This window comes from Flavobacterium sp., assembly GCF_046317795.1.
Classification (GTDB): domain Bacteria; phylum Bacteroidota; class Bacteroidia; order Flavobacteriales; family Flavobacteriaceae; genus Flavobacterium.
Genome location: NZ_JBKCVI010000146.1, coordinates 1 through 22,748, shown reverse-complemented (window position 1 = coordinate 22,748; position 22,748 = coordinate 1). Strand labels below are relative to the sequence as shown.

Genomic DNA, 22,748 nt, shown 5'->3' with positions numbered 1-22,748 from the left:
TTATTGATGGTAAATACAGTTCGTTTCTTTCGGCAACTACTCATGAAGGTTTGGATGTTTGCTTAATGTCTTCGACATTAAACAAGCCAAAATACAAGATGATTATTGATGAGTATTTCAATAAAATAGCTGGTATAGACGAGAGTTTGACTTCATTAAATACCGCTTTCGCAAATGAAGGTGCCTACATCAACATCCCAAAAAGCAAGGTTGTAGAAAAACCCATCGAGATTATTTATTTTTCAACCGGAGTTGAAAGTGCTTTGATGTTACAACCCAGAAACTTAGTAATTGTTGGAGAAAATGCCCACGTTCAAATCATAGAAAGACATCAATCGTTAAACGAATCCCGATTGCTATCGGGACAAGTGCTGACGAATTCGGTTACCGAGATTTTTGCTCAAAAACGCGCTATTGTTGATTATTATAAAGTTCAAAACGATTTGCAATCGGCAAACTTAATTGATAATACCTATATTTCCCAAAAACAAGAAAGTAGAGTCTCCGTGCACACGTTTTCTTTTGGTGGCAACATCACTCGAAACAATTTGAATTTCTATCATTTTGGAGAACGAATTGATAGCACCTTAAAAGGAATTACGATTATTGGCGATAAGCAACATGTGGATCATTATACTTTGGTTAATCATGCGACACCCAATTGCGAAAGCCATCAAAACTATAAAACCATATTGGCCGGAAGTTCAACTGGAGTTTTCAATGGAAAAATTTATGTGGAAAAAGAAGCTCAAAAAACAGATGCTTTTCAACAAAATAACAATATATTAATAGGCGATAAAGCCACTATTAATGCTAAACCACAATTAGAAATCTTTGCCGATGATGTAAAATGTTCCCACGGTTGTACCATCGGTCAAATAGACGAAAGCGCCATGTTCTATATGCAGCAACGAGGCATTCCAAAAAAAGAGGCCAAAGCATTATTGATGTACGCCTTTACCAACGAGGTAATTGAAAGCATTAAAATACCCGAACTCAAAAAACGAATTACTAAAATTATCGCTACTAAATTGGGTGTGAATTTAGGATTTGATTTGTAAAATTTAGAAGCGAATGGCTTGTGAGTTTTTGCCATCCATTTTCCCGCTTTTCGTTACAACATAAAGCTTTCCGCATTGGAAAGTTTTTTTATTTTCACTATAATCGGGGCTATTTTGGTGATTGTATAGAGTTGAATTTATTGAGATTTAGAAATAATTATCTTAAGCTTTAATTCTTCGCTAAAGTCATGCTCGTAAAGAATAGAAGTTATTATTTCATGTAGTAAGTCTTTGTCAATTCTATTATCAGCAACATCTACCGAATAATTTTCCATTTGATCAATAAATTTAGGTACTATAAAACCACAATTGTTTATTTCTAAAAAATATGCAGTAAGTGCTATCGATGCTCTCTTATTTCCATCATTAAAACAGTGATTTTTATTTATTGAGAAAAACAAATGAGTTAATTTATCTTCTAAGTTTGGATAATAAAGGTCATTTTTTATATGTTCTATAGAACTTCCAATTAATCCTTGATTAATTATACCTAAAATTCCACCAGAATTTATTATTATTTGGTCATGAACAAATATTGCATGTTTAACATCGAAATAAGTATATTCAAACATGATTATCTGTCTTTAAGTCTTTTAAAAACATCAAGTAATTGTTCATCTTCCATAACTCTTTCAATCAGAGTCTTGCTTTTTTCTCCTAAAAAACGATTATAATCTTCACTATTCAATGAATTTATATATGGTTTTAATCGTTCATGAATAACATTTCTAAACCCATAATCTCTACAAGCCATTTTAGTTCTTACGTCTTCAATTTGAGGTATCCAAAATCGGTTATTTGAAAATTCAATAATAAGTTCATCAAGTTCTTTAGGAATTAATTTTCTTTTCAATAACTCGAATTTTTTCTTCATTTCATCGGCAATTCCTATTTCAAATGAAGCAATTAATTTTAACACTTCTGAGTACATTGTGTCTCTAGGGTTTTCTTTTTCCTCTAGTTGAAGTATTTGTTTATATTCTTTAGAGTTTTCATGAAATATTGCCTCGTAAATTTTATCAGTGTACATTGAATACTTATAATTTCCCATATCAAGATAAAGATTTAAAGCATTTGTAAATTCTTTTCTGTAAATGGGTTCTCTCATAATTGCAACAAGAAAATCTTCATCTCTTTGGTTGATATATTTTGTAGAGCCACCAATTTTTTGATTTAATGTATCAATTACAATGTCTAAAATTACACTTCTTAAAGCCTTTGCCTTTTCACTTTCCGTTAAAATCATCCCAAGGTTTAAAAAGGATCGGAAGTTGAAAACACCTAATTGAGGTGCTTTTAAACCTTCTTGTAACATCCATCCAAATTCTTCTTTAAAGTCTTTTAAAGATTTTCCTTTTAAATTTTCATAGCCATTGTGTTTTAACTCTTCTTCATTACTTGACAAATATCGTTCAATTGTTGAAATGTCAATACCATAAAAATCAGAAACTTGAGACTTTGTAAATCTGTATTCTTCTTTGAAAAACATACCGCTTACACCAATGTATTCTTGAATTCCTTCTAAAGCGACTTTATTATTTAGAATGTTTTGTCGATCAATTGCCGACATAGTTAAATCTTTTTTCATAAACAAAAATTGTTAATAACTTTTATTGTTTCCCTTACTTATGAGGGAAACAATTTTTAAACACTTGATTTTATTGGGGTTTACGTAACTTAAAAATATTAACAAAAAGTAATTCATTTTAGTTAGCAATGAAATAATTAGACAGTAAATATAAGTAAAAAGTTTGTTTATTACCTCTTCAAACTCCCCACAACCCCACTCAAAAACCCATTAAAATCAAATTCCTCACTCAATCCCATTCTCACAATTACTAAATCTTGGCTTGGGAAAATCGCTACCATTTGCCCTTGATAACCGCTACAACGGTAAAAATCTCTTGGCACGTCAGGGAAGTCGCCATTGGCATTGAGCCAAAAATGTGCACCGTATTTTCCGTTGGAACCATTGGTGGGCTTTGCAACATATTTTGCCCAACTTTCGTCAAAAATTTGTTCGCCATTCCAATTGCCTTTGTGTAAATACAATAAACCAAATTTTGCCCAATCACGTGTTGTTGCCCAGCTGTAAGACGAACCCACAAAGTTGCCAGCCATATCGGTTTCAACAACCATAGAGTTCATGCCAATTTTATCAATCAAAGCCGAATACCAAAAATCCAAATACTCTTGATGTGTTTTAAATTGTTTTCTCAAAATACCACTTAATAAATTAGTCGTTCCCGAAGAGTAATTCCAAGTGTTATTTGGCTTTCCAACTAACGGTTTATCTATTTGTGATTTGGTCATATCATCTGCTTGAAAAAGCATTTTTGTAGCATCAGAGATTTTTCCATAATCTTCTTCCCATTCCAAGCCAGAGTTCATATGCAATAAATCATTTATTGTAATTATAGCTCGTTCATCATTCTTCCATTCATCTATTGGTGCTGGTTTCATAATGTCAATTTTGCCTTGTTTTTGCAAAACACCAAACAAAGTTCCAGTAATACTTTTTGTCATCGACCAACCCAAAATTTTAGAGTTTTTATTGAAACCATCGGCATATTTTTCGGCGATGATTTTATCTTTATAAATCACGATTACCGACCGTGTACGTTTATTTATTTCGCCTTTGTTGTCAAAAGCATTGGCAACAGCAGCATTTAATTTGTCATAATCAATGTTTGAAAAAATAGTGTCCATACCATTCGGCAGGCAGGCTTTTAGTTCATTATTTCCATACGGAAAAGGCAAATCGTTTTTAATAAAATTCCTTTTCGGAACTTCATACGGTTTAGAAACATCATAATCATCATTGATTAAAGTCGCTCCTAATCCTTCTCGGTAAATGGCTTTTCGCGTTTTTAATCCATAAACACTGGATGTTACAAATCTTTGCTTTTCATCTATTTTATTAGTTGCCCAATCTATTTTATCAATATCATTGTCGCCTTGCTGAATGGTTTCCAAACTTCTACCATCAATAAAATGACCAGAAGCCACGCTCTTAGCTGAAAAACCGGAAATTAAATCGAGTTGCGGATAGATTTCAATACGCAAGTAAACCAAAGCAATTAGCAATAAAACAGCAAAGATTTTGAGGAATTTTTTCATGGAAATTAATTTTCAAGCAATTTATAAATATTAAACCAAATAAGTCATTTAAGCGAATTTAAGTTTTACTCATTTATATGGTTTACACAACAAAAAGAAAGGAATATTTTTGAACCATATAAGTCATATAAGAACATTTAAGTTAGTTAATTTCTTAAATTTTCTTACGTGCCTTATATGGTTTAGACAACAACAAAAAAGAATTTATATGAACCATGTAAGTCATATAAGTTCATTTAAGTTAGATAATTTCTTAAATTTTCTTACTTGCTTTATATGGTTTACACAACAAAAAAAAAGGAATTATTTTGAACCATATAAGTCATATAAGGTCATTTAAGTTAGTTAATTTTCATATTTGTTTTAAATGCTTTTATGGTTTAATAAATACAAAATATTAATATTTGTTTAGCATTTTACAAATCCATTTTAGCTACTTTTGTATTTAGAATTTTTCTAAATAATAAAATGCTAGATATACAAAAAATAAGAGCCGATTTCCCAATACTTTCTCAGAAAGTCAATGGCAAACCGCTCGTTTATTTTGATAATGGTGCCACTTCGCAAAAACCACAAGTGGTGATTGAAGCGATTTCAAAATATTACAATGAAATCAATGCTAATATTCATCGCGGAGTTCATACATTAAGCCAATTGGCAACTGATGCCTACGAAGTTTCTCGTGGTACAATCCAAAGTCATATTAATGCGAAATTGGCGTGTGAAGTAATTTTTACTTCAGGAACGACACACGCAATTAATGCAGTGGCAAATGGATTTGCTTCGTTTTTAAAAGCAGGCGATGAGGTTTTAGTTTCTGCTTTAGAACACCACAGTAATATTGTGCCTTGGCAAATGCTTTGCGAAAAAACAGCAGCAACATTGCGCGTAATTCCAATGAATGAAAAAGGAGAATTAATCCTTTCAGAATATGAAAAATTACTTTCGAATAAAACGAAAATTGTAACCGTAAATCATATATCCAACGCTTTGGGAACGATCAATCCAATCAAATATATGATTGACAAAGCCCACGAAGTTGGAGCTGCAATTTTAATTGATGGTGCTCAAGCGGTTCCTCATTTAAAACCTGATGTTCAAGCATTGGATTGTGATTTTTATGTGTTTTCTGGACATAAAATTTGTGGCCCTACAGGTATAGGAATTCTTTACGGTAAAGAGGCATGGTTACATAAACTTCCACCCTATCAAGGCGGAGGTGAAATGATAGCAACGGTTTCTTTTGAGAAAACTACGTATGCCGATTTGCCTCATAAATTTGAAGCCGGAACTCCTAATATCGAAGCCGGAATTGTGCTGGGAACCGCAATAGATTATTTGAATGAAATAGGTTTTGACAACATTGCGAAATACGAACATGAATTATTAGAATACGCTACAGAAAAATTGTTGCAAATAGAAGGATTAAAAATTTTCGGTACTGCCGAGGCAAAAACTTCCGTAATTTCGTTTAACATTGGAAATATACATCCCTATGATATCGGAACAATTATTGACAAGTTAGGCATCGCAGTACGAACAGGGCATCATTGCGCGCAACCCATAATGGATTTTTATAAAATTCCGGGTACGATAAGAGCCAGTTTTGCGTTTTATAATACCAAAGAAGAAATAGATTTCATGATCGATGCTTTGAAAAAAGCACAAATGATGTTAAGCTAAAAAATATAAAAATGAAAGCAATCTCAATGATTTTACTAACTATTTTCCTTGGTAAAAGTTGTAGTAACCAAGCACAAAATGACATGGCTAATAGTACCATTCAATACACTGCAACCACTCGTGGGTTTTATCAAAGAATTATTATTAATAATCAAAAAGCAACAATTTCGAGAGACAGAGATGAAAAAGAAACACCAATAAAAGTAACAATTTCTGATTCAGATTGGAAAGAATTGGTAGGTTATTTTCAAAAAATTAATTTGGAAGAATTGCCAAATTTAAAAGACCCAACACAAAAACGGTTTTATGATGGCGCGGCTATTGCCAATTTAAAAATTCGGTATCAAGATAAAGATTATGAAACTGTAGATTTTGATCACGGATTTCCACCAGCAGAGATTGAAAAAATAGTCAATAAAATAGTATCACTTGCTAAAACAGAAGAGTAGTAATAAAAGATACTGAAACAAGTTCAGCATAAAGAATGAAAATAAAAGAAATACAAGATGAAATAGTAGCTGAATTTTCTATGTTTGATGATTGGATGGACCGCTATGAATACATTATCGAACTCGGAAAAGGATTGCCGATACTAGAGGAACAATACAAAACCGAAGACAATATCATCAAAGGTTGCCAGTCAAAAGTGTGGGTTCATGGCGAACAAAAAGGCGATAAAATAGTTTTTACTGCCGATAGTGATGCTATTTTAACCAAAGGAATTATTGCTATTTTAATACGGGCTTTTTCCAATCAAAAAGCAAGTGATATTTTGGATGCGAATACCGATTTTATAGATGAAATTGGACTAAAAGAACATTTATCGCCAACACGTGCGAATGGTTTGGTTTCGATGATAAAACAAATAAAAATGTACGCTTTGGCATTTAATGATAAAAATTAATGTAACCATATAAGGCATTTAAGATCATTTAAGCATTCAGATGGAATTAACAAAGACATATTTAAAAGATTTAGTTTATCATGTTAATGGCGCAGCAATTGAAGTTCATAAAAATCTTGGCCCTGGTTTATTAGAAAGTATTTATCACAAATGTTTAGAAAAGGAATTGTCAATCAAAGATTTTAAATTTAAAACTGAACTTATAATTCCAATAAATTATAAAGGACTTGAAATAGATGCTAATTTGAGATGTGATTTGTTTGTTGAAAATTGTCTGCTCGTAGAATTAAAATCAGTTGAAAAAATTTTACCAATCCACGAAGCTCAACTATTAACATACATGAAACTTTTGAAAATCCCTATGGGTTTAATGATTAATTTTAATGTGACAAATATTTATAAAGAAGGACAAAAAACCTATATTAACGAGATATACAGAGTATTAGAAGAATAAACTTGAATCGCCTTATATGGTTAAATAACAAAACTATGGAAGAATTTAAAGACGAAATCAACTTAGGAGAGAATGTGGTAAAAACCCTAAAAGGCATTTATGACCCAGAAATTCCTGTGGATATATACGAATTGGGATTAATCTACGATGTGATGATTAATGAAGACAATGAGGTAAAAGTTTTAATGACCTTAACTTCGCCTAATTGTCCGGTTGCGGAAACCCTACCAAGAGAAGTTGAAGAAAAAATTCAAAAAATAGCTACCGTTAAATCATGCGAAGTTGAAATCACTTTTGATCCGCCATGGAGCAAAGATTTAATGAGTGAAGAAGCTAAATTAGAATTAGGAATGCTTTAGAATTAGTATTCTGTTGGCAGTAGCAGTTGGCAGATTTTCAGCATATCTGAACACTAAAAACGGAACACTGAACACTAATAAAATGGATGAAATAATTAATAAAGTTGCCAATTCTGCACTCGAAGTATTCGATTTGGAAGATTATTATCCAAGTGGAATTCGAACTCAGATTGATATTTCACAGTGGCTGCTCGAAGGTCTTCTGCTTAAAGAAAAGGATTTTCGCGAAGCATTAAAAAACTATGATTGGCAACAATATGAAAATCATTTTGTGGCGATTCATTGTTCCACCGAAGCTATTATTCCAGCTTGGGCAACTATTTTAGTCACAACCTATCTTTCACCTTTTGTAAAAAAAGTTGTTTTAGGAAGTTTAAATGATTTAGAAACATCTCTTTATCAAGAAATTTTATCTAAAATTGATTACACAAAATACCAATACAAACCAGTTATCTTAAAAGGTTGTTCAAAAAAATCCGTTCCCGAAAGTGCTTATATTTTTGCTATTCAAGAACTTCAAAAAGTAGCCAAAAGTGTGATGTATGGCGAAGCCTGTTCTGCGGTTCCGTTATACAAAAAAGGAAAGTAGTTTCTACAATTTCAGTTATTTAGCATTTTATTTTATTTGTAAAAGTGAATTCAATTTTTATCTTTGTGCCCATAATTTTAAAAATTAAAAAGATGAAAAGAATTTTATTAACAATTACATTATTGATTTCAGCAAACACTATTTTCTCTCAAGAGACTGATAAAGATAGATTGAAGAGGACAGAAGAAGCCGTCGACAAACTTAAAGAAGAAAAACCAAATGGTTGGTCAAAGATAGTTACATTTACTTTATTAGCCAATCAAGCATCATTTACTAATTGGCAAGCTGGAGGGCAAAGTAATATCTCAGGAAACATTGGGTTTAATTATGACATAAATTATAAAAGTGATAATTGGACTTGGGATAACAAGCTAATTTCCAATTATGGATTGTCAAAAAATAGCGGTCAGGAACTAGTTAAAACTGACGACAGAATTGAATTTAATTCTATATTAGGGAAAAAAGCCAAAGGATATTGGTATTATTCTGCATTTTTTAATTTTAGAACACAATTTGATTCGGGGTTTGACCCCAAAAATTTGAATGTAAAAATTTCTCATTTCTTTTCTCCTGCCTATTTTCAAATTGGTCCGGGTATGTTATGGAAAAAAAGTGATGATTTCAAGTTCAATATAGCTCCATTAACGTCAAGATTAATAATCGTTCATCCACATTTTACTGAATTTGGTTCTTCATTCGGTGTTGAACAAGGCGACTCATCACGTTTTGAATTTGGAGCCTCTTTTATTGGCTATTATAAATTCAAACTAATGGAAAATATAACCGCAGAAAACATTCTTAGTTTATATACAAACTATTTAGAAGACCCACAAAATGTAGATCTTGATTATACATTAAACATTGTGATGAAAATCAACAAAACATTATCAACAAATATTGCTTTCCAAACGATTTATGACGACAATGCTTTTAGAGGATTTCAAGTTCGTGAAGTTATTGGTTTAGGAGTAAACTATGGTTTTTAATAAAAATAATTCATAAAAAAGAGCCGATTCAACTTAACGAATCGGCTCTTTTTAATTTTACTAATCTCAAAGCAATATTTAACAACCACTTTTAGATTTCTTTTCTGATAAAATTACTTCTTAAAGCGTTTGTCATTCATAGAGCGTACAGCTTTTCCTTTATTTTTAGTAGCATAACTAATAGAATGTGTTTTCTGATTAGTTTTTGGCTTATTTACAGTACTAAATCTAGATCCAGAACCTCTAGAACTTTCCTCGTTTGGAAGTTTTGTAAAAGAAATGGCTTTTGCACTAAATAGTATTAGTAAAAAAAGAAACAGCTTGAAAGCATTTTTTGGGGCAATTGTTTTCATAAGGTTACATATTTAATTATACGAAATAAAAGTATATATATTAAATAAAAAACACTTCAAAACGACATAAAAAATCGATGAAATACATCTTTTTATGAATAAAATAAATATATTCTTATAAATAAAATATAATTTTATAGCTTGTATCTCAAATTTGAATAATTACCTAAACGCTTGTTCTAAATCGGCTAATAAATCATCAATATCTTCTACACCAACACTCAATCGAACTAAATCATCGGTGATGCCAATTTCTTTTCGTTTATCTTCCGGAATAGAAGCGTGTGTCATCAGTGCAGGATGATTTGCCAATGATTCTACACCACCAAGAGATTCTGCCAAAGTGAATACTTTTAGTTTTTCTAAAAAAGAAATAGCATCAGCTTTTTTCCCAGATTTGAAGGTAAAAGAAACCATACCGCCAAAACCATTCATTTGTTTTTTGGCAATTTCATGAAACGGATGATCAGGTAATCCAGGGTAATATACTTTTTCTACTTCGGGATGATTGCTTAAAAAAGCAGCCACTTTTTCGCCGTTTTCGCAATGTCTTTGAACGCGTAAATGCAATGTCTTTATTCCGCGTAAGACTAAAAAGCTGTCCATTGGACCTAAAGTTCCTCCAGTAGCAAACATTTGAAAATGCAATTGGTCTCCCAAAGTTGCATCTTTAATAATCAAAGCTCCAGCAATGACATCACTATGTCCGCCAAGATATTTGGTAGCCGAGTGCATTACGATATCTGCACCTAAATCTAGTGGTTTTTGCAAATAGGGTGTAGCAAAGGTGTTATCAACTGCAAAAAGTATGTTGTGTTTTTTTGTTATTTTGGCAATTTCAGCAATATCCGCCAATTTCATCAATGGATTGGTTGGTGTTTCAACCCAAACTAATTTTGTGTTATCATTGATAAGCGATTGGAATTTTTCCATATCAGTCATATCCACAAAATGAAATTTGATACCACTGTCTTTATAAATCCTTGTAAATAATCGATAGGTTCCACCGTACAAATCATCCATGGCTATGATTTCATCACCTGCTTTGAAAGAACGTAACAAACAATCGGTTGCCGCTAAACCAGAAGAAAAGGCCAATCCTCGAGCACCATTTTCAATAGAGGCCAAAGCATCTTCTAAGGCCTGACGCGTTGGGTTGGCAGCACGAGAATATTCATAATCACCCACGGGATTTCCGGGAGAAACTTGTGCGTAGGTTGAGGTTAAAAATACGGGAGGCATTACCGCTCCTGTTACTGCTTCATGGTGTTGATTGCCATGTATGACTTTGGTATTGAATTTCATCTTATTTTAATATTTGTTTTTATAAGGAAGATGGAACGCCAAAGCGTTTCAACTGTATGAATGTTTTTTGGCAAAGATATTTTAAAAAATAAGAAGACAATAATTCTTTAACGGAAGATTAGTAGGCATTAAAAGTTTTACTTTTGCAAAAAGAAATTGTATGACTAATAAAATATACTATCTCGCTACTTGTGATACTTGCAGAAAAATTATAAAATCACTTCCAAACGCAGACAGATTAACCTTTCACGACATACGCCAAAACCCGATTACGGAAAATGAATTAGAAGAAATGCACCAACTTTCGGGGAGTTATGAAGCGCTTTTTAGCAAGAAAGCACAACTTTATAAATCTATGAATTTAAAAAATCAATCCTTATCCGAAACCGATTATAAAAAATATTTATTAGAACATTATACTTTTTTAAGCCGACCGGTTTTCATTATTGATGAAAAGATTTACATTGGTAATGGCCAAAAAAACATCATTGAAGTAATAAAAGTCTTGAGTTAATGTCGAAAAGAACTTGGGCATTGCTAGCCGCTACAACGGTTTCTATAATATATGGCCTTTCGTTTACGATTGCTAAAGATGTGATGCCAACCTACGTGAAACCATACGGATTTATTTTGATACGTGTTTTTGGTGCCACAATTTTATTTTGGCTGATTTCCCTCTTTGGTTCTAAAGAAAAAATTAAACGGCAAGATTTCCCTCGAATTATAGCGGCGGCTTTTTTTGGTGTAGCACTCAACATGCTCACTTTTTTTAAAGGATTGAGTTTTACTTCTCCCATTTCAGCGGCAGTGATTATGGTGACAACACCCATTATTGTATTGATTTTGTCTACCATTTTAATGAAAGAGAAAATGAAAAAGCGAAAGATATTTGGCATTTTACTCGGACTTTTTGGAACGTTTTTTTTAATCTTATACGGCAAATCTATTGGCAATGCTACCAATGCTTCTTTAGGGAATTTTTTGGTTTTTATTAATGCTGTTTCTTATGCTTTTTATCTTATTATCGTTAAAAAACTGATGGATAAATACAACGCTTTCACTTTTGTAAAATGGATTTATACTTTTGGACTTTTGATGGTAATTCCTTTTGGTTGGAATGAATATCAAGAAATTCAATGGCAAACTTTACCTTCTATAATCCTATGGGAAATAGGTTTTGTGGTAGTCTTCACTACGTTTTTTACCTATTTGTTCAACTTAGTTTCCATGCGCGAATTGAAACCTACAACAGTCGCCGTTTTTATTTATCTGCAACCACTTTTTGCTACGCTTTTTGCCATTAGTTTAGGTAAAGATGAATTAAGTTGGGTTAAGATAGTATCTGCGGTTTTAATTTTTGTTGGGGTTTATTTGGTGACGCAGAAAAAAAGTAGTCAGTAAGCAGTTTTCAGTTTTCAGTCGCAGTAAGCAGTCTCAGTATTAAATAGTAATAAAAAATATATGGATTATAAAGAGTTATTAGCATACAGAAAAGCATTTTCTTTAGCAATGGATGTTTTTAAAGTTTCGAAGTCATTCCCAAAAGAAACCTATTCATTAACAGATCAAATAAGACGTTCTTCAAGAAGTGTATGTTAAAATATGGCTGAAGCTTATAGAAAAAGAAGGTATGTAAATCATTTCATAAGTAAATTAACCGATTGTGACGGTGAAAATTCAGAAACAAGTACTTGGCTTGATTTTGCCTTAGAATGTGAATATGTTAGTAGTGAAATTCATAAAGATTTACACGAAAAAGCGGTAGAAGTTGGAAAACTTATCAATTATATGATTAACAATCCTGATAAATTTGGTTGCAATTTAGAAAAGTAAAAAACTGAAAACTGCGACTGATCCCGATATCTATCGGGAGCGACTGAACACTGAACACTTTTTTATATATTTGATGTCAATTAAAACATACGAATGATACAATCCATGACGGGTTTTGGGAAAGCAACACTGCAATTACCAACCAAAAAAATTACCATAGAAATCAAATCGCTTAACTCAAAAGGGTTGGATTTAAACACACGCATGCCGTCTGTTTTTCGCGAAATGGAATTGGGTTTACGAAACCAACTTTCACTTCGTTTAGAACGCGGAAAAATCGACTTTTCATTATATGTTGAAGTTACAGGCGAGGAAACGTCTTCCAAACTTAATGTGCCCATTATAAAAGGATACATCAATCAAATGAAAGCAGTAATTCCAAATGCTGATGAAACTGAATTGATGAAAATGGCGGTAAGAATGCCCGATGCACTGAAAACTGAGCGCGACGAAATAGATGAAACCGAGTGGAAGCAAATCCAAACGGTAATTGATGACGCTTTGGATAATATTGCGCAATTCAGAAAAGATGAAGGCGTTTCCTTAGAAAAAGAATTTTTGCATCGCATTGCCAATATCATGACCTTGATGAACAACGCGGTTTCGTATGATGCCGAAAGAGTGGAAACCGTAAAAACTCGTTTAAGAACTGCACTTGATGAATTAAAAGAGAATGTAGATGAAAATCGGTTCGAACAAGAATTGATATTTTATTTAGAAAAATACGATATCACCGAAGAGAAAGTTCGATTGGAAAACCACTTAAATTATTTCATTGAAACGCTTGCCGGAACCGAAGCCAACGGAAGAAAACTCGGTTTCATCACTCAAGAAATGGGAAGAGAAATCAATACTATGGGTTCAAAATCCAATCATACCGAAATGCAGAAATTGGTCGTGATGATGAAAGATGAGTTGGAGAAAATTAAGGAGCAGGTTTTGAATGTTTTGTAGAAGTTATTAAGAAGTATTAAGATTGAAGTATTAAGTATTAAGATTTAAAAAAATGAACAATAGAGATAAAACAAAGTACATTGTTAATGATGGTAAAAAGCTGCCTAAAAACCGATTTGTGCTTGAAGTTGTTAAAATATATTTAAATAATCATAAATCAACTTTTTCTACTTTAAACAATGTTTTTTAAGAGAATATCAAGGTTCTACAGGAGTTATAAACAAACTTGATTATGTATTGTCAAAATATGCAAATCATAATAATAAAAGGCATTTCCTCAATTCAAATGAGATTTTAATGAGTTCAGATAATATTAAATTTGTTGTTTCAACGGAGTGGAATAAAGATAATGTAAAAAATATCGTTAAAATAGGAGAGCAAGAAGGCATTGATATAATTCAAGTATAAATTCTAAAAAATGAACAACGGAAAATTATTAGTATTCTCAGCACCATCAGGTTCAGGAAAGACAACGATTGTGAGGCATTTATTAGCAAAACCTGAACTAAATTTAGAGTTTTCCATTTCAGCAGCAACTCGTGAGCCAAGAGGGGAAGAAGTGAACGGAAAAGACTACTATTTTATGTCGATTGCCGATTTTAAAAAACACATCAAAGCGGAAGATTTTATTGAATGGGAAGAAGTATATCGGGATAATTTTTATGGCACGTTGAAAAGTGAAGTCGAGCGCATTTGGGCAAAAGGTAAAAACGTTATTTTTGATATTGATGTTTCGGGCGGATTGCGAATCAAACATAAATTTCCTGAAGAAACCTTAGCCGTTTTTGTAAAACCGCCAAGTGTAGACGAGCTAAAACGGCGTTTAAAAGAACGTTCTACAGAAACTGATGATAAAATTAATATGCGCATTGCCAAAGCACACGTCGAACTAGCCACAGCTCCACAATTTGATACTATTATTAAGAACTATGATTTGGATATGGCGAAGCAAGAAGCGTATGAGTTGGTGAAAGATTTTATCAATCTAAAAAATCTAAATGATTGAAAAAGCTAAAAAATATATTTTCGATATTTTAGATTTTTTAATCTTTTAAATTCCTAAACAATGAAAATCGGACTCTATTTCGGCACATTTAATCCCATTCATGTTGGGCATATGATTATTGCCAATCATATGGCGGAGCATTCCGATTTAGATCAAATTTGGATGGTGGTAACGCCACACAATCCGTTGAAGCAAAAAAACACGTTACTCAATGATTACCAGCGTTTACACATGGTTACTTTGGCAACAGAGGATTATCCCAAAATAAAACCTTCCGACATTGAGTTCAAATTACCACAGCCCAATTATACAGTAAATACTTTGGCACACTTGATTGAAAAATATCCACAACACGAATTTTCTTTAATCATGGGCGAAGACAATTTGAAATCTTTTCATAAGTGGAAAAACTACGAGTATATTTTGCAACACCACGATATATACATTTATCCACGCATCTCAGAATCAACTCATTCAGAAACAAGTTCGGCATTAAATCATACTCGCATTCACAAAATCGATGCACCAATAGTGGAAATATCCGCTACTTTCATTCGTGAAAACATTAAAAACAAAAAAAATGTTGCGGCTTTGCTACCACATAAAGTATGGGATTATTTGGATCATAATAATTTCTACAAGAAATAAACTTAACAATACTTTACCAATCATTCCTATAAGTGTTTTGTAACTTTACCTTCTAAATAAATTACTATGTTAAACTTCGAATTATACAATCCAACCAACTATGTTTTTGGGAAAGGACAAACAGAAAAATTATCAAAATTAGTTCCTGCCAACACAAAAATTCTTTTGGCTTATGGTGGCGGAAGTATTTTTAAAAATGGTGTTTACGACCAAGTAAAAGCTGCATTGAAAGGGAATGAAATCATTGAATTTGGTGGCATTGAACCCAACCCAAGATTTGAAACCTTGATGAAAGCAGTTGAAATTGTGAAATCTCAAAACATTACGTTTATCCTTGCTGTTGGCGGCGGAAGTGTGATTGATGGGGTAAAATTTATTTCGGGTGCGGTTCATTATGAGGGAGATGCAATTGATATTTTAAAAAAGAAAATTTTATTTAAAGACAAATCCAAGGTTATTCCGTTTGGAACCGTATTGACATTACCAGCTACCGGTTCCGAAATGAATTCGGGTGCTGTAGTAACTATTGAAGCAACGCAAGAAAAACTAACACTTGGTGGAAGCGCTTTGTTTCCCATTTTTTCTATTGTTGATCCTACAGTAATTGTTTCGTTACCAAAAAGACAAATCCAAAACGGAATTATTGATGCCTTTACCCATGTCATGGAGCAATATTTAACATATCCACACGATGCCATGCTTCAAGACCGAATAGCAGAAGGCATTTTGCAAACCCTAATAGAAGTTGGTCCAGCAGTAGTTGAAAACCCTAGTGATTACAAATTGGCTTCTAATTATGTTTGGTGCGCTACCATGGCGCTAAATGGATTAATTCAAAAAGGTGTTCCGTCGGATTGGGCAACTCACATGATTGGCCACGAATTAACGGCTTTATTCGAAATTGATCATGCGAGAACCTTAGCAATCATAGCGCCAAGTTTATATAAAGTAATGTTTGAAACCAAAAAAGAAAAACTAGCTCAATATGGTGAAAGAGTATGGCAAATCACCGGAAACACCGTTGAAGAAAAAGCAGAAAAAGCTATAGCTAAAACAGTAGAGTTTTTCCATCAAATGGGTATGAAAACCAAACTTTCCGAAAATACAGACAACTACCTAAACACAGCAGATTTTATTGTCAATCGATTTTCAGAAAGAGGTTGGAAAGCCCTTGGCGAAAAACAAAATATAACTCTGGAAAAAGTTAGAGAGATTGTAGAGATGAGTTATTAAAAACCATATTAATTGAGTATTTTTGGTAATTCAAATAAATTAAATAATGGATAAATCTCCAAAATTTGCAGTGATTGGTGGCGGAAGTTGGGCAACAGCCATTGCTAAAATGCTCTGTGTGAATTTACCTGAAATTGCTTGGTATATGAGAAGTGAATCGGCAATTGATCATTTGAAAACTGAACGGCATAATCCTAATTATCTGAGTTCTGTTGAATTTGATATCAAAAAATTAAGATTAACATCAGATATTAACCAAGCGGTTGCTTATGCCGATTATATAATTTTTGCCATTCCATCAGCGTTTTTAAGTAAAGAGTTAGAAAAATTGAAGGTAAGCTTAAAAGACAAGGTTATATTTTCTGCCATCAAAGGAATTGTTCCCGAAACGTTCTTGATAGTTGGCGAACATTTCCATAAAAAATATGATATTCCGTATGAAAATATTGGTGTAATTACGGGTCCTTGTCACGCTGAGGAAGTTGCGCTGGAACGATTATCCTATTTGACAATTGCCTGTGGCGACTCAAAAAAAGCTAGAATAGTTGCTAAAATATTGTCGAGCAGTTATATAAAAACCAAAATTTCAGATGACATTATAGGTACAGAATATGCGGCTATGTTGAAAAATATTTATGCTATTGCTGCCGGAATTGCTCATGGTTTGGGTTATGGAGATAACTTTCAATCGGTTATCATGAGTAATGCCATTCGTGAGATGAAAAAATTTATCCGAAAAGTGCATAAAATGAAACGCAATATTAATAACTCAGCATATTTAGGCGATTTATTGGTTACCGGTTATTCTGTTTTTTCGCGAAACAGAATGTTTGGCAACATGATTGGAAAAGGGTACACCGTAAAATCAGCTATGATGGAAATGAGTATGGTGGCCGAAGGGTATTATGCCGTAAAAAGCGCCTACAAACTAAACCAAGAATACAGGGCGAAAACACCAATTATAGATGCGGTATACGAAATTTTGTATGAAGGAAAAGATGCAAAATCAGTATTTAAAAAATTAACGGAAAAATTAGATTAATATGAGTGAAAGATGGAAATGTCAAATTAAATCAGGGTTGCCATTTGGATTATTATTACCCATATTTTTAGGGTTATTAGACTGGTATGGAACTTCTTTTTCCGAAGCTTTTTTTACTTTAAAATTTTTAATTACTCTTCTTGTTTTTCTTTTTCTAGGAATATTTGTAATTGGATATTACAATTGGAGAGAAAAGCGAAAAACGCTAGAATACAATAAGCAGAAATAGATAGTTACCTTACAATCACTCTATCCACAAACAAAATCGGAACTTCTTCTACATAGTTTGGATTGATTGAGCTTTCAAGATTCTCGTTTACCATAATAGTAACTGATTGGGAAGTACTTTTTACAAGTGTTACATTTATATCGTCATTAAAAATAACCCTTGTAAAATCCGATAAATCTCTAGATATTGCAACTATACTATCAGAATCTTTAAAATTATCGTCATTATTAAAACTAATTTGTAAGGTTGTTAATAGAACGCACAATATGCCTATTCTTAAGAATTTGTTTTTCATTTTTAAGAATTATTTGTGATTTATAGTGTAGGTTTTAGCGGGTGTTCTTCTCTATTAATTTTAATGCAAACTCTAGCTTACTGTTTTTCCCTTTTATGATATCTTCCCAATCTTGTGAAACATTATAATCGGGCATTACACCTCGCCCTCTAATTTCTGGGTGAACATCCATTTTAAAATGTACAATCGGAATACTCACTTTAATCTTTGTTTTTGGTAATTTTATATCCCCACTTTCACCGCTCACATTTCCTTCATAAGCGCCACCCGTTTCTTCTCCTATAAATACCGCTCTATTTGTCATTTTAAGCATACTTGCAAATTCGGCTCCACCAGAAAATGTAACACCACTCGTAAGCACATACACTTTGCCTGTATAAACTAACTCTTGTTTTGGCTTTTTATAACCGAATTCAGAAAAGTAATCACTCATTAATGTAAACTTACCTCTATGTGGAATGTTATTAGAAAGCGCCCAAGCATCTGCAATAGCTGATTTACTTTTTTTAAAATTATCATATGCAGCTATAGGGATTATAACACTCTCGTATTTCTGAAATGCTTCTTTGAATAAGTAACTTGCTAGTAGATTTTCATTTCCTTCCTCACCTCCTATATTGTTTTGAACATCTATGATGAGATGCTTGGTGTTTTTTTCTTTTATTATTTTAAAAACCTTTTCATAAAATGTTTCAAAATCATCAAGACTGTAAAAATTTGGAATAGATAGATAAAAAACACTGTCAGAAATAGAATAATAGTCAAATTCGTTTTTTATGATAATGGTATTTAATGTGTTTTTTTTATCTTTTTGTTTTAGGATATTTCTTCCTTTTAAAGTAAGGGTTTTTACCTTTTCAGAATTAAATTCTTTAACTTCAATTTTAAATTTTTTTTCTTTACCGTAAGCCATTGTATAATAAAGCGGAAAATTCCAGCTTATCCATTCGTAAAAAGAAGTTTCGTTAAAACCGTCTGTAACAATATATGGCCTCAGTTTTTGCATGATTTGTTCAATAGTCCTTCCATTAATTGATAATAATTGGTCACCAAAATTTAAACCAGGATTATCCTTTGCAAAATATTTAGTTATTATGGCCTTTTTATCTGAGAATTTAATTTTTATAGGAATGAACGATTTTGATAAACCAAACTTAATTTGTGCCCAAAATGGCAATTCTGCTTCGGTATGTCCTTCGTTAGTAAGTGCAATTAGTGCATTTACTTTTTTGAAAAACTCTATTTTATTGGAAGATTCTATGGTTTTTCGGATACTGTCTATTTTTTGGTCAATGACGCTTTTTTCAACATATTGATACAATCCTTGATGATATGTTTTTAGTTCAGTAACTAAAATATCATAATCATTTAGTAGTTTTTCTTTAGGGATCTGGCTGTAGATAGTCGTTATAAAGGAACACAAAAACAGGGATAAGATGAGTTTTTTCATTTTATATTTTTTGACAAAACTACCCTATTCAATACAAAGTCACTTGTATAATCTTGCAATAACTATTCAGACAAGTTTTGCTGATACTTTTTTGGTGAAAGCCCAATATATCGATTGAATTGCCTAGAAAAATGAGACATATCAGTAAAGTTAAACTCATAAGCCAAAGCAGTAAGGTTAGTCTCTTTTGAAATAGTTTCCTTCGCTTCAAATACTCGTTTAATCAACATATAATTCATCGGTGATATTCCACAAAAATATTTAAATGATTTAGCAAATTTGAATTTATCCATCTTGCAGCTTGATGCCAAAGTTTCTAGATTAACATTGTTCTTTAAATTTTCATCTATAAATTTTATCGCTTTATCCCAGTTATTTTTGAACATTAAATCATCTTTTTTAATATTCTCAGAACTATGAATAATTAATCTTTCAATAAATTTTTTGAGCAATGAAGGGTTCAATTCATTTTGATTTTTTTTTGTTGATTTTATTACATCTATGAGATATGTATTTAATTTTAGATCCTTGAATGAGCGTTTTTCAAAGAAAACATTCTTTCTACCGGCAATTTCATCTATGACAATTTGAGGAAAATAAATGGTATGGAAAGAAAGTTTTTGATTTTTGTACATTAACGGATTAGAATGTATCTCATAAGGATTGCTAATTGAAATAAAATTTTTTTTGCTATAAATGAGCTTTTTATCCATTTCAATACATTCTATTCCTTCTGTGATTAAAGAGATGCAAAATGTATTGTGAAAATGATTTGGGAAAGATTGTTTTTGACCAACCATGGTTAGAATTTCAATATCCTCAATATTATTAACTTTAATAAGCTCTGTCATCGTACTTAATTTAAAGTCCTAAGTTACTGCTAAACTCTTTTACTTTTTTCTTTGAAAGGTCTTATTTTTATTTTAACCATTGAAACCGGTCGGATTTGAAGGAAAGCGTAACGCAAGAGTGCCGATTTTCATTTAAAAATCAATTGTAACCACTAAGCACTCAAAGAACGCGCTACGGTCACTAAACTTTGTGAAAAAACCTCGTGTTCTTCGTGGTTAGAAATTTATATTGATGATTTAAATTGCTCTAAGAAACGCACATCGTTTTCATAAAACAGTCTAATATCACCAATTTGATACAATAACATCGCGATACGCTCAATTCCCATTCCGAAGGCGAAACCGTTGTATTCTTCGGGATTGATGCCACAGTTTTTCAGCACATTTGGATCGACCATACCGCAACCCATAATTTCTAACCAACCTGTTCCTTTGGTAATTCGATAATCGGTTTCGGTTTTTAAACCCCAATAAATATCAACCTCAGCACTTGGTTCTGTAAAGGGGAAATAGCTAGGTCTTAACCGTATTTTAGATTTGCCAAACATTTCTTTGGTAAAATATAAAAGCGTTTGTTTTAAGTCGGCAAACGAAACCTCTTTGTCAATATACAAACCTTCTACTTGATGAAAAATACAATGCGAACGTGATGAAATCGCTTCGTTACGAAAAACTCTTCCAGGAGAAATCGTTCTAATAGGCGGTTTGTTATTTTCCATATAACGCACTTGTACCGATGAGGTATGTGTTCTGAGCAAAACATCTGGATTGGTTTGGATGAAAAATGTGTCTTGCATGTCTCTTGCCGGATGGTATTCGGGCAAGTTTAAGGCGGTGAAATTATGCCAGTCGTCTTCAATTTCTGGACCTTCAGAAACATTGAATCCAATGGTAGAAAAAATATCGATAATTTGATTTTTCACCAATGAAATAGGATGACGAGAACCTATAGTTATTGGTTCAGAAGGACGCGTTAAATCACCATAAACTCCTTTTACTTCTTCTTTGCTTTCTAATTCTTCTTGAATGGATTTTACCTTCTCTTCGGCAACTGTTTTTAAGGTATTGATAACTTGTCCGAAGTCTTTTTTCTGGTCGTTTGGAATATTTTTAAACTCGGTGAAAAGTTCTTTTAACAAACCTTTACTTCCCAAGTATTTGATGCGGAAATTTTCTAAAGCTTCTTTGTTTTTCGTATTGAATGCTTTAGCTTCTTCTATATGTTCTTTTATCTTGTCTATCATGGTCATTGTTAAAGTGCAAATTTAGGGAAAAGTTGGAAGTTGGAAGTTGGAAGTTGGAAGTTTTTAGTCAATGACTTCTTTTTCCAGAAAATAATTCACAATGGCTTCTTTCATCAAAACCGATTGTTCGCCGGCTTTTAGTGGCGGTAATTCTTCCTTAACGCTGTAATGTGGCCAACCATCTTTGTCTACAAAATCAAATTCGTAGAAACCATATGGTTCGAGCAAACGACAAATGGCAATGTGCATCAGATTGAGTTTCTCGTCTTTTTTGAAAGTTTGGTGCACTTTTCCGAGTTCTTGCACTCCGATTAAATATATAATAGCGTCCAAATCCAATACATCTCCTTCAGCAAACTGATTGGAAAGTATTTGAACGACATTATTCCAGCGGTTTTTTAATTGTTCGTCTCTTGACACGTGAATTATGATTGTTGATTGACGATTTAAGATTTTTGAAGGATTAAATCGATATCAAAATTAGTTTGCAAAGATAGACATACTGAACACTAATTACTGAACACTGACCACTAATTCTTAATCTCCTTAATCGCACTTTCCTCAATCCAACCTGTAGTTTCGTCTGTAAGCGCTACTTTTTTCCAGTTAGCAATGCTTTCAATAATGTATACTTTAGTTCCTTCATGCAGTATTGTAGCATCTTGACTTCCTTTTTTAGGTTCGCTTTTTAGAGGAGTGTTTTCTGAAAAAACGATTGCAGGTCTTTCGTTTTCAATACGACTTTTTTCGTAAAATCCGGAAGCAGCACTCAGGAAAATTCCAGCTAGCCAAACAAACATCCCGATAAAGAAAATTCTTTTTAAACTTGTTTTTTCTAAAAAATAATAACCCGCAAAAAACATTAAAAACAAAAATTAAAACACGACTGCAATCCAAGCCCAAGTGTCATAATGATATTTTGAAGTAAAGTCAGAGAGCAGTTTGTTGAAACCTACTTTTGGAATAACTTTGATATCATCAATTGCCATTTTTCGGGCAAAGTCTAAATTGGTTTTGATTTCAGTATCATTCGGACTCAGCAATAATGCTTTTTCATAATTGTAGATTGCTGGAGCCACTTTGTGTAGTTTGTAATAACAATTTCCTAAATTAAAATACACTGCAGCCGATTGTTTTCCTGAGTTTATG

The 22,748-nt window shown here is 32.5% G+C and carries 27 protein-coding genes and 1 pseudogene; 16 read left to right on the top strand and 12 right to left on the bottom strand.

Annotated features, from left to right (window positions below):
* The coding region (gene sufD, locus ACK5ON_RS08765) for a Fe-S cluster assembly protein SufD (protein ID WP_409821718.1) at positions 1–1,061 on the top strand (1,061 nt) is incomplete at its 5' end.
* Between the two features lie 137 nt (positions 1,062–1,198).
* On the opposite strand, the gene ACK5ON_RS08760 is transcribed toward sufD, so the two are convergent.
* The 3 genes from ACK5ON_RS08760 to ACK5ON_RS08750 form a co-directional block, all read right to left on the bottom strand.
* Positions 1,199–1,633, bottom strand: coding sequence for a type II toxin-antitoxin system death-on-curing family toxin (locus tag ACK5ON_RS08760; protein WP_409821716.1), 435 nt, complete (start codon positions 1,631–1,633; stop codon positions 1,199–1,201).
* 2 nt (positions 1,634–1,635) lie between these two features.
* Positions 1,636–2,649, bottom strand: coding sequence for a DNA-binding protein (locus ACK5ON_RS08755; RefSeq protein ID WP_409821714.1), 1,014 nt, complete (start codon positions 2,647–2,649; stop codon positions 1,636–1,638).
* 170 nt (positions 2,650–2,819) lie between these two features.
* Positions 2,820–4,181 carry a serine hydrolase domain-containing protein gene (locus ACK5ON_RS08750; protein ID WP_409821712.1) on the bottom strand — a complete coding sequence of 454 codons (1,362 nt, stop codon included), beginning with the start codon at positions 4,179–4,181 and terminating at the stop codon, positions 2,820–2,822.
* 468 nt (positions 4,182–4,649) lie between these two features.
* On the opposite strand from ACK5ON_RS08750, the gene ACK5ON_RS08745 reads away from it, so the two are divergent.
* From ACK5ON_RS08745 to ACK5ON_RS08715, 7 genes are all read left to right on the top strand, one after another.
* Positions 4,650–5,864: an aminotransferase class V-fold PLP-dependent enzyme gene (locus tag ACK5ON_RS08745; protein WP_409821710.1), complete on the top strand. Its 1,215-nt coding sequence runs from the start codon at positions 4,650–4,652 to the stop codon at positions 5,862–5,864.
* 11 nt (positions 5,865–5,875) lie between these two features.
* Entirely contained in the window at positions 5,876–6,313 is a 438-nt protein-coding gene (locus ACK5ON_RS08740; protein WP_396173007.1) for a hypothetical protein, read from the top strand.
* A 35-nt stretch (positions 6,314–6,348) separates the two neighbouring features.
* Entirely contained in the window at positions 6,349–6,768 is a 420-nt protein-coding gene (locus ACK5ON_RS08735) for a SufE family protein (RefSeq protein ID WP_396173008.1), read from the top strand.
* 40 nt (positions 6,769–6,808) lie between these two features.
* A complete protein-coding gene (locus ACK5ON_RS08730; protein ID WP_396173010.1) occupies positions 6,809–7,222 on the top strand; it encodes a GxxExxY protein in 414 nt (137 codons plus the stop codon).
* Positions 7,223–7,257: 35 nt separating this feature from the next.
* A complete protein-coding gene (locus tag ACK5ON_RS08725) occupies positions 7,258–7,581 on the top strand; it encodes an SUF system Fe-S cluster assembly protein (RefSeq protein ID WP_396173011.1) in 324 nt (107 codons plus the stop codon).
* Positions 7,582–7,663: 82 nt separating this feature from the next.
* Positions 7,664–8,170: a DUF2480 family protein gene (locus ACK5ON_RS08720; RefSeq protein ID WP_396173012.1), complete on the top strand. Its 507-nt coding sequence runs from the start codon at positions 7,664–7,666 to the stop codon at positions 8,168–8,170.
* A gap of 92 nt (positions 8,171–8,262) precedes the next feature.
* Entirely contained in the window at positions 8,263–9,156 is an 894-nt protein-coding gene (locus tag ACK5ON_RS08715) for a DUF3078 domain-containing protein (RefSeq protein ID WP_409821707.1), read from the top strand.
* 113 nt (positions 9,157–9,269) lie between these two features.
* Here ACK5ON_RS08715 and ACK5ON_RS08710 read toward each other — a convergent pair whose 3' ends face one another.
* Together ACK5ON_RS08710 and ACK5ON_RS08705 are read right to left on the bottom strand one after the other, a co-directional pair.
* Positions 9,270–9,509, bottom strand: a complete 240-nt coding sequence (locus tag ACK5ON_RS08710) for a hypothetical protein (protein ID WP_396173015.1) — start codon at positions 9,507–9,509, stop codon at positions 9,270–9,272.
* Between the two features lie 162 nt (positions 9,510–9,671).
* On the bottom strand, positions 9,672–10,814 hold the full coding sequence (locus tag ACK5ON_RS08705) for a cystathionine gamma-synthase (RefSeq protein WP_409821704.1): 1,143 nt from the start codon (positions 10,812–10,814) through the stop codon (positions 9,672–9,674).
* Between the two features lie 160 nt (positions 10,815–10,974).
* Between ACK5ON_RS08705 and ACK5ON_RS08700 the strand changes: the two genes are divergently transcribed.
* The 8 genes and pseudogenes from ACK5ON_RS08700 (at position 10,975) to ACK5ON_RS08665 (ending at position 17,530) form a co-directional block, all read left to right on the top strand.
* A complete protein-coding gene (locus ACK5ON_RS08700) occupies positions 10,975–11,328 on the top strand; it encodes an arsenate reductase family protein (protein WP_396173018.1) in 354 nt (117 codons plus the stop codon).
* Positions 11,328–12,215, top strand: a complete 888-nt coding sequence (locus ACK5ON_RS08695; protein WP_409821702.1) for a DMT family transporter — start codon at positions 11,328–11,330, stop codon at positions 12,213–12,215. The genes ACK5ON_RS08700 and ACK5ON_RS08695 overlap by 1 nt, the downstream gene beginning before the upstream one ends.
* A 60-nt stretch (positions 12,216–12,275) precedes the next feature.
* Positions 12,276–12,647, top strand: a pseudogene (locus ACK5ON_RS08690) (four helix bundle protein).
* A gap of 93 nt (positions 12,648–12,740) precedes the next feature.
* The gene (locus ACK5ON_RS08685; protein ID WP_409821700.1) at positions 12,741–13,601 is read left to right on the top strand and encodes a YicC/YloC family endoribonuclease; all 861 of its coding nucleotides are present in this window, start codon (positions 12,741–12,743) and stop codon (positions 13,599–13,601) included.
* Positions 13,602–14,019: 418 nt separating this feature from the next.
* Entirely contained in the window at positions 14,020–14,607 is a 588-nt protein-coding gene (gene gmk / locus ACK5ON_RS08680; RefSeq protein WP_409821698.1) for a guanylate kinase, read from the top strand.
* Positions 14,608–14,667: 60 nt separating this feature from the next.
* Positions 14,668–15,255, top strand: coding sequence for a nicotinate (nicotinamide) nucleotide adenylyltransferase (gene nadD / locus ACK5ON_RS08675; RefSeq protein ID WP_409821696.1), 588 nt, complete (start codon positions 14,668–14,670; stop codon positions 15,253–15,255).
* Between the two features lie 66 nt (positions 15,256–15,321).
* Entirely contained in the window at positions 15,322–16,488 is a 1,167-nt protein-coding gene (locus ACK5ON_RS08670; protein ID WP_409821694.1) for an iron-containing alcohol dehydrogenase, read from the top strand.
* Positions 16,489–16,534: 46 nt separating this feature from the next.
* Complete coding sequence (locus tag ACK5ON_RS08665) at positions 16,535–17,530, top strand: NAD(P)H-dependent glycerol-3-phosphate dehydrogenase (RefSeq protein ID WP_409821692.1); 996 nt, start codon at positions 16,535–16,537, stop codon at positions 17,528–17,530.
* Positions 17,531–17,763: 233 nt separating this feature from the next.
* Here the strand turns inward: ACK5ON_RS08665 and ACK5ON_RS08660 are convergent, their stop codons facing one another.
* From ACK5ON_RS08660 to ACK5ON_RS08630, 7 genes are all read right to left on the bottom strand, one after another.
* The gene (locus ACK5ON_RS08660) at positions 17,764–18,024 is read right to left on the bottom strand and encodes a hypothetical protein (protein ID WP_409821690.1); all 261 of its coding nucleotides are present in this window, start codon (positions 18,022–18,024) and stop codon (positions 17,764–17,766) included.
* A 64-nt stretch (positions 18,025–18,088) separates the two neighbouring features.
* Entirely contained in the window at positions 18,089–19,504 is a 1,416-nt protein-coding gene (locus ACK5ON_RS08655) for a S41 family peptidase (RefSeq protein ID WP_409821688.1), read from the bottom strand.
* Positions 19,505–19,566: 62 nt separating this feature from the next.
* On the bottom strand, positions 19,567–20,355 hold the full coding sequence (locus ACK5ON_RS08650) for a helix-turn-helix domain-containing protein (RefSeq protein ID WP_409821686.1): 789 nt from the start codon (positions 20,353–20,355) through the stop codon (positions 19,567–19,569).
* 224 nt (positions 20,356–20,579) lie between these two features.
* Positions 20,580–21,599, bottom strand: coding sequence for a phenylalanine--tRNA ligase subunit alpha (locus ACK5ON_RS08645; protein ID WP_409821684.1), 1,020 nt, complete (start codon positions 21,597–21,599; stop codon positions 20,580–20,582).
* A 63-nt stretch (positions 21,600–21,662) separates the two neighbouring features.
* On the bottom strand, positions 21,663–22,019 hold the full coding sequence (locus tag ACK5ON_RS08640) for a hypothetical protein (RefSeq protein ID WP_409821682.1): 357 nt from the start codon (positions 22,017–22,019) through the stop codon (positions 21,663–21,665).
* A gap of 110 nt (positions 22,020–22,129) precedes the next feature.
* The gene (locus ACK5ON_RS08635) at positions 22,130–22,399 is read right to left on the bottom strand and encodes a hypothetical protein (protein WP_409821680.1); all 270 of its coding nucleotides are present in this window, start codon (positions 22,397–22,399) and stop codon (positions 22,130–22,132) included.
* A gap of 75 nt (positions 22,400–22,474) precedes the next feature.
* Positions 22,475–22,748 (bottom strand): tetratricopeptide repeat protein (locus ACK5ON_RS08630; RefSeq protein WP_409821678.1); only part of this gene is annotated, 274 nt, incomplete at its 5' end.

Excerpts from the sequence above, each read along its gene's own strand:
- ACK5ON_RS08645 (WP_409821684.1), bottom strand. The coding sequence starts at position 21,599 with ATGATAGACAAGATAAAAGAACATATAGAAGAAGCTAAAGCATTCAAT.
- ACK5ON_RS08755 (WP_409821714.1), bottom strand. The coding sequence starts at position 2,649 with ATGAAAAAAGATTTAACTATGTCGGCAATTGATCGACAAAACATTCTA.
- ACK5ON_RS08745 (WP_409821710.1), top strand. The coding sequence starts at position 4,650 with ATGCTAGATATACAAAAAATAAGAGCCGATTTCCCAATACTTTCTCAG.
- ACK5ON_RS08760 (WP_409821716.1), bottom strand. The coding sequence starts at position 1,633 with ATGTTTGAATATACTTATTTCGATGTTAAACATGCAATATTTGTTCAT.
- ACK5ON_RS08655 (WP_409821688.1), bottom strand. The coding sequence starts at position 19,504 with ATGAAAAAACTCATCTTATCCCTGTTTTTGTGTTCCTTTATAACGACT.
- ACK5ON_RS08650 (WP_409821686.1), bottom strand. The coding sequence starts at position 20,355 with ATGACAGAGCTTATTAAAGTTAATAATATTGAGGATATTGAAATTCTA.
- ACK5ON_RS08665 (WP_409821692.1), top strand. The coding sequence starts at position 16,535 with ATGGATAAATCTCCAAAATTTGCAGTGATTGGTGGCGGAAGTTGGGCA.
- ACK5ON_RS08670 (WP_409821694.1), top strand. The coding sequence starts at position 15,322 with ATGTTAAACTTCGAATTATACAATCCAACCAACTATGTTTTTGGGAAA.
- ACK5ON_RS08720 (WP_396173012.1), top strand. The coding sequence starts at position 7,664 with ATGGATGAAATAATTAATAAAGTTGCCAATTCTGCACTCGAAGTATTC.
- ACK5ON_RS08740 (WP_396173007.1), top strand. The coding sequence starts at position 5,876 with ATGAAAGCAATCTCAATGATTTTACTAACTATTTTCCTTGGTAAAAGT.
- ACK5ON_RS08750 (WP_409821712.1), bottom strand. The coding sequence starts at position 4,181 with ATGAAAAAATTCCTCAAAATCTTTGCTGTTTTATTGCTAATTGCTTTG.
- ACK5ON_RS08715 (WP_409821707.1), top strand. The coding sequence starts at position 8,263 with ATGAAAAGAATTTTATTAACAATTACATTATTGATTTCAGCAAACACT.
- ACK5ON_RS08695 (WP_409821702.1), top strand. The coding sequence starts at position 11,328 with ATGTCGAAAAGAACTTGGGCATTGCTAGCCGCTACAACGGTTTCTATA.
- ACK5ON_RS08710 (WP_396173015.1), bottom strand. The coding sequence starts at position 9,509 with ATGAAAACAATTGCCCCAAAAAATGCTTTCAAGCTGTTTCTTTTTTTA.
- ACK5ON_RS08700 (WP_396173018.1), top strand. The coding sequence starts at position 10,975 with ATGACTAATAAAATATACTATCTCGCTACTTGTGATACTTGCAGAAAA.
- gmk (WP_409821698.1), top strand. The coding sequence starts at position 14,020 with ATGAACAACGGAAAATTATTAGTATTCTCAGCACCATCAGGTTCAGGA.
- nadD (WP_409821696.1), top strand. The coding sequence starts at position 14,668 with ATGAAAATCGGACTCTATTTCGGCACATTTAATCCCATTCATGTTGGG.
- ACK5ON_RS08685 (WP_409821700.1), top strand. The coding sequence starts at position 12,741 with ATGATACAATCCATGACGGGTTTTGGGAAAGCAACACTGCAATTACCA.
- ACK5ON_RS08635 (WP_409821680.1), bottom strand. The coding sequence starts at position 22,399 with ATGTTTGTTTGGCTAGCTGGAATTTTCCTGAGTGCTGCTTCCGGATTT.
- ACK5ON_RS08730 (WP_396173010.1), top strand. The coding sequence starts at position 6,809 with ATGGAATTAACAAAGACATATTTAAAAGATTTAGTTTATCATGTTAAT.
- ACK5ON_RS08705 (WP_409821704.1), bottom strand. The coding sequence starts at position 10,814 with ATGAAATTCAATACCAAAGTCATACATGGCAATCAACACCATGAAGCA.
- ACK5ON_RS08725 (WP_396173011.1), top strand. The coding sequence starts at position 7,258 with ATGGAAGAATTTAAAGACGAAATCAACTTAGGAGAGAATGTGGTAAAA.
- ACK5ON_RS08735 (WP_396173008.1), top strand. The coding sequence starts at position 6,349 with ATGAAAATAAAAGAAATACAAGATGAAATAGTAGCTGAATTTTCTATG.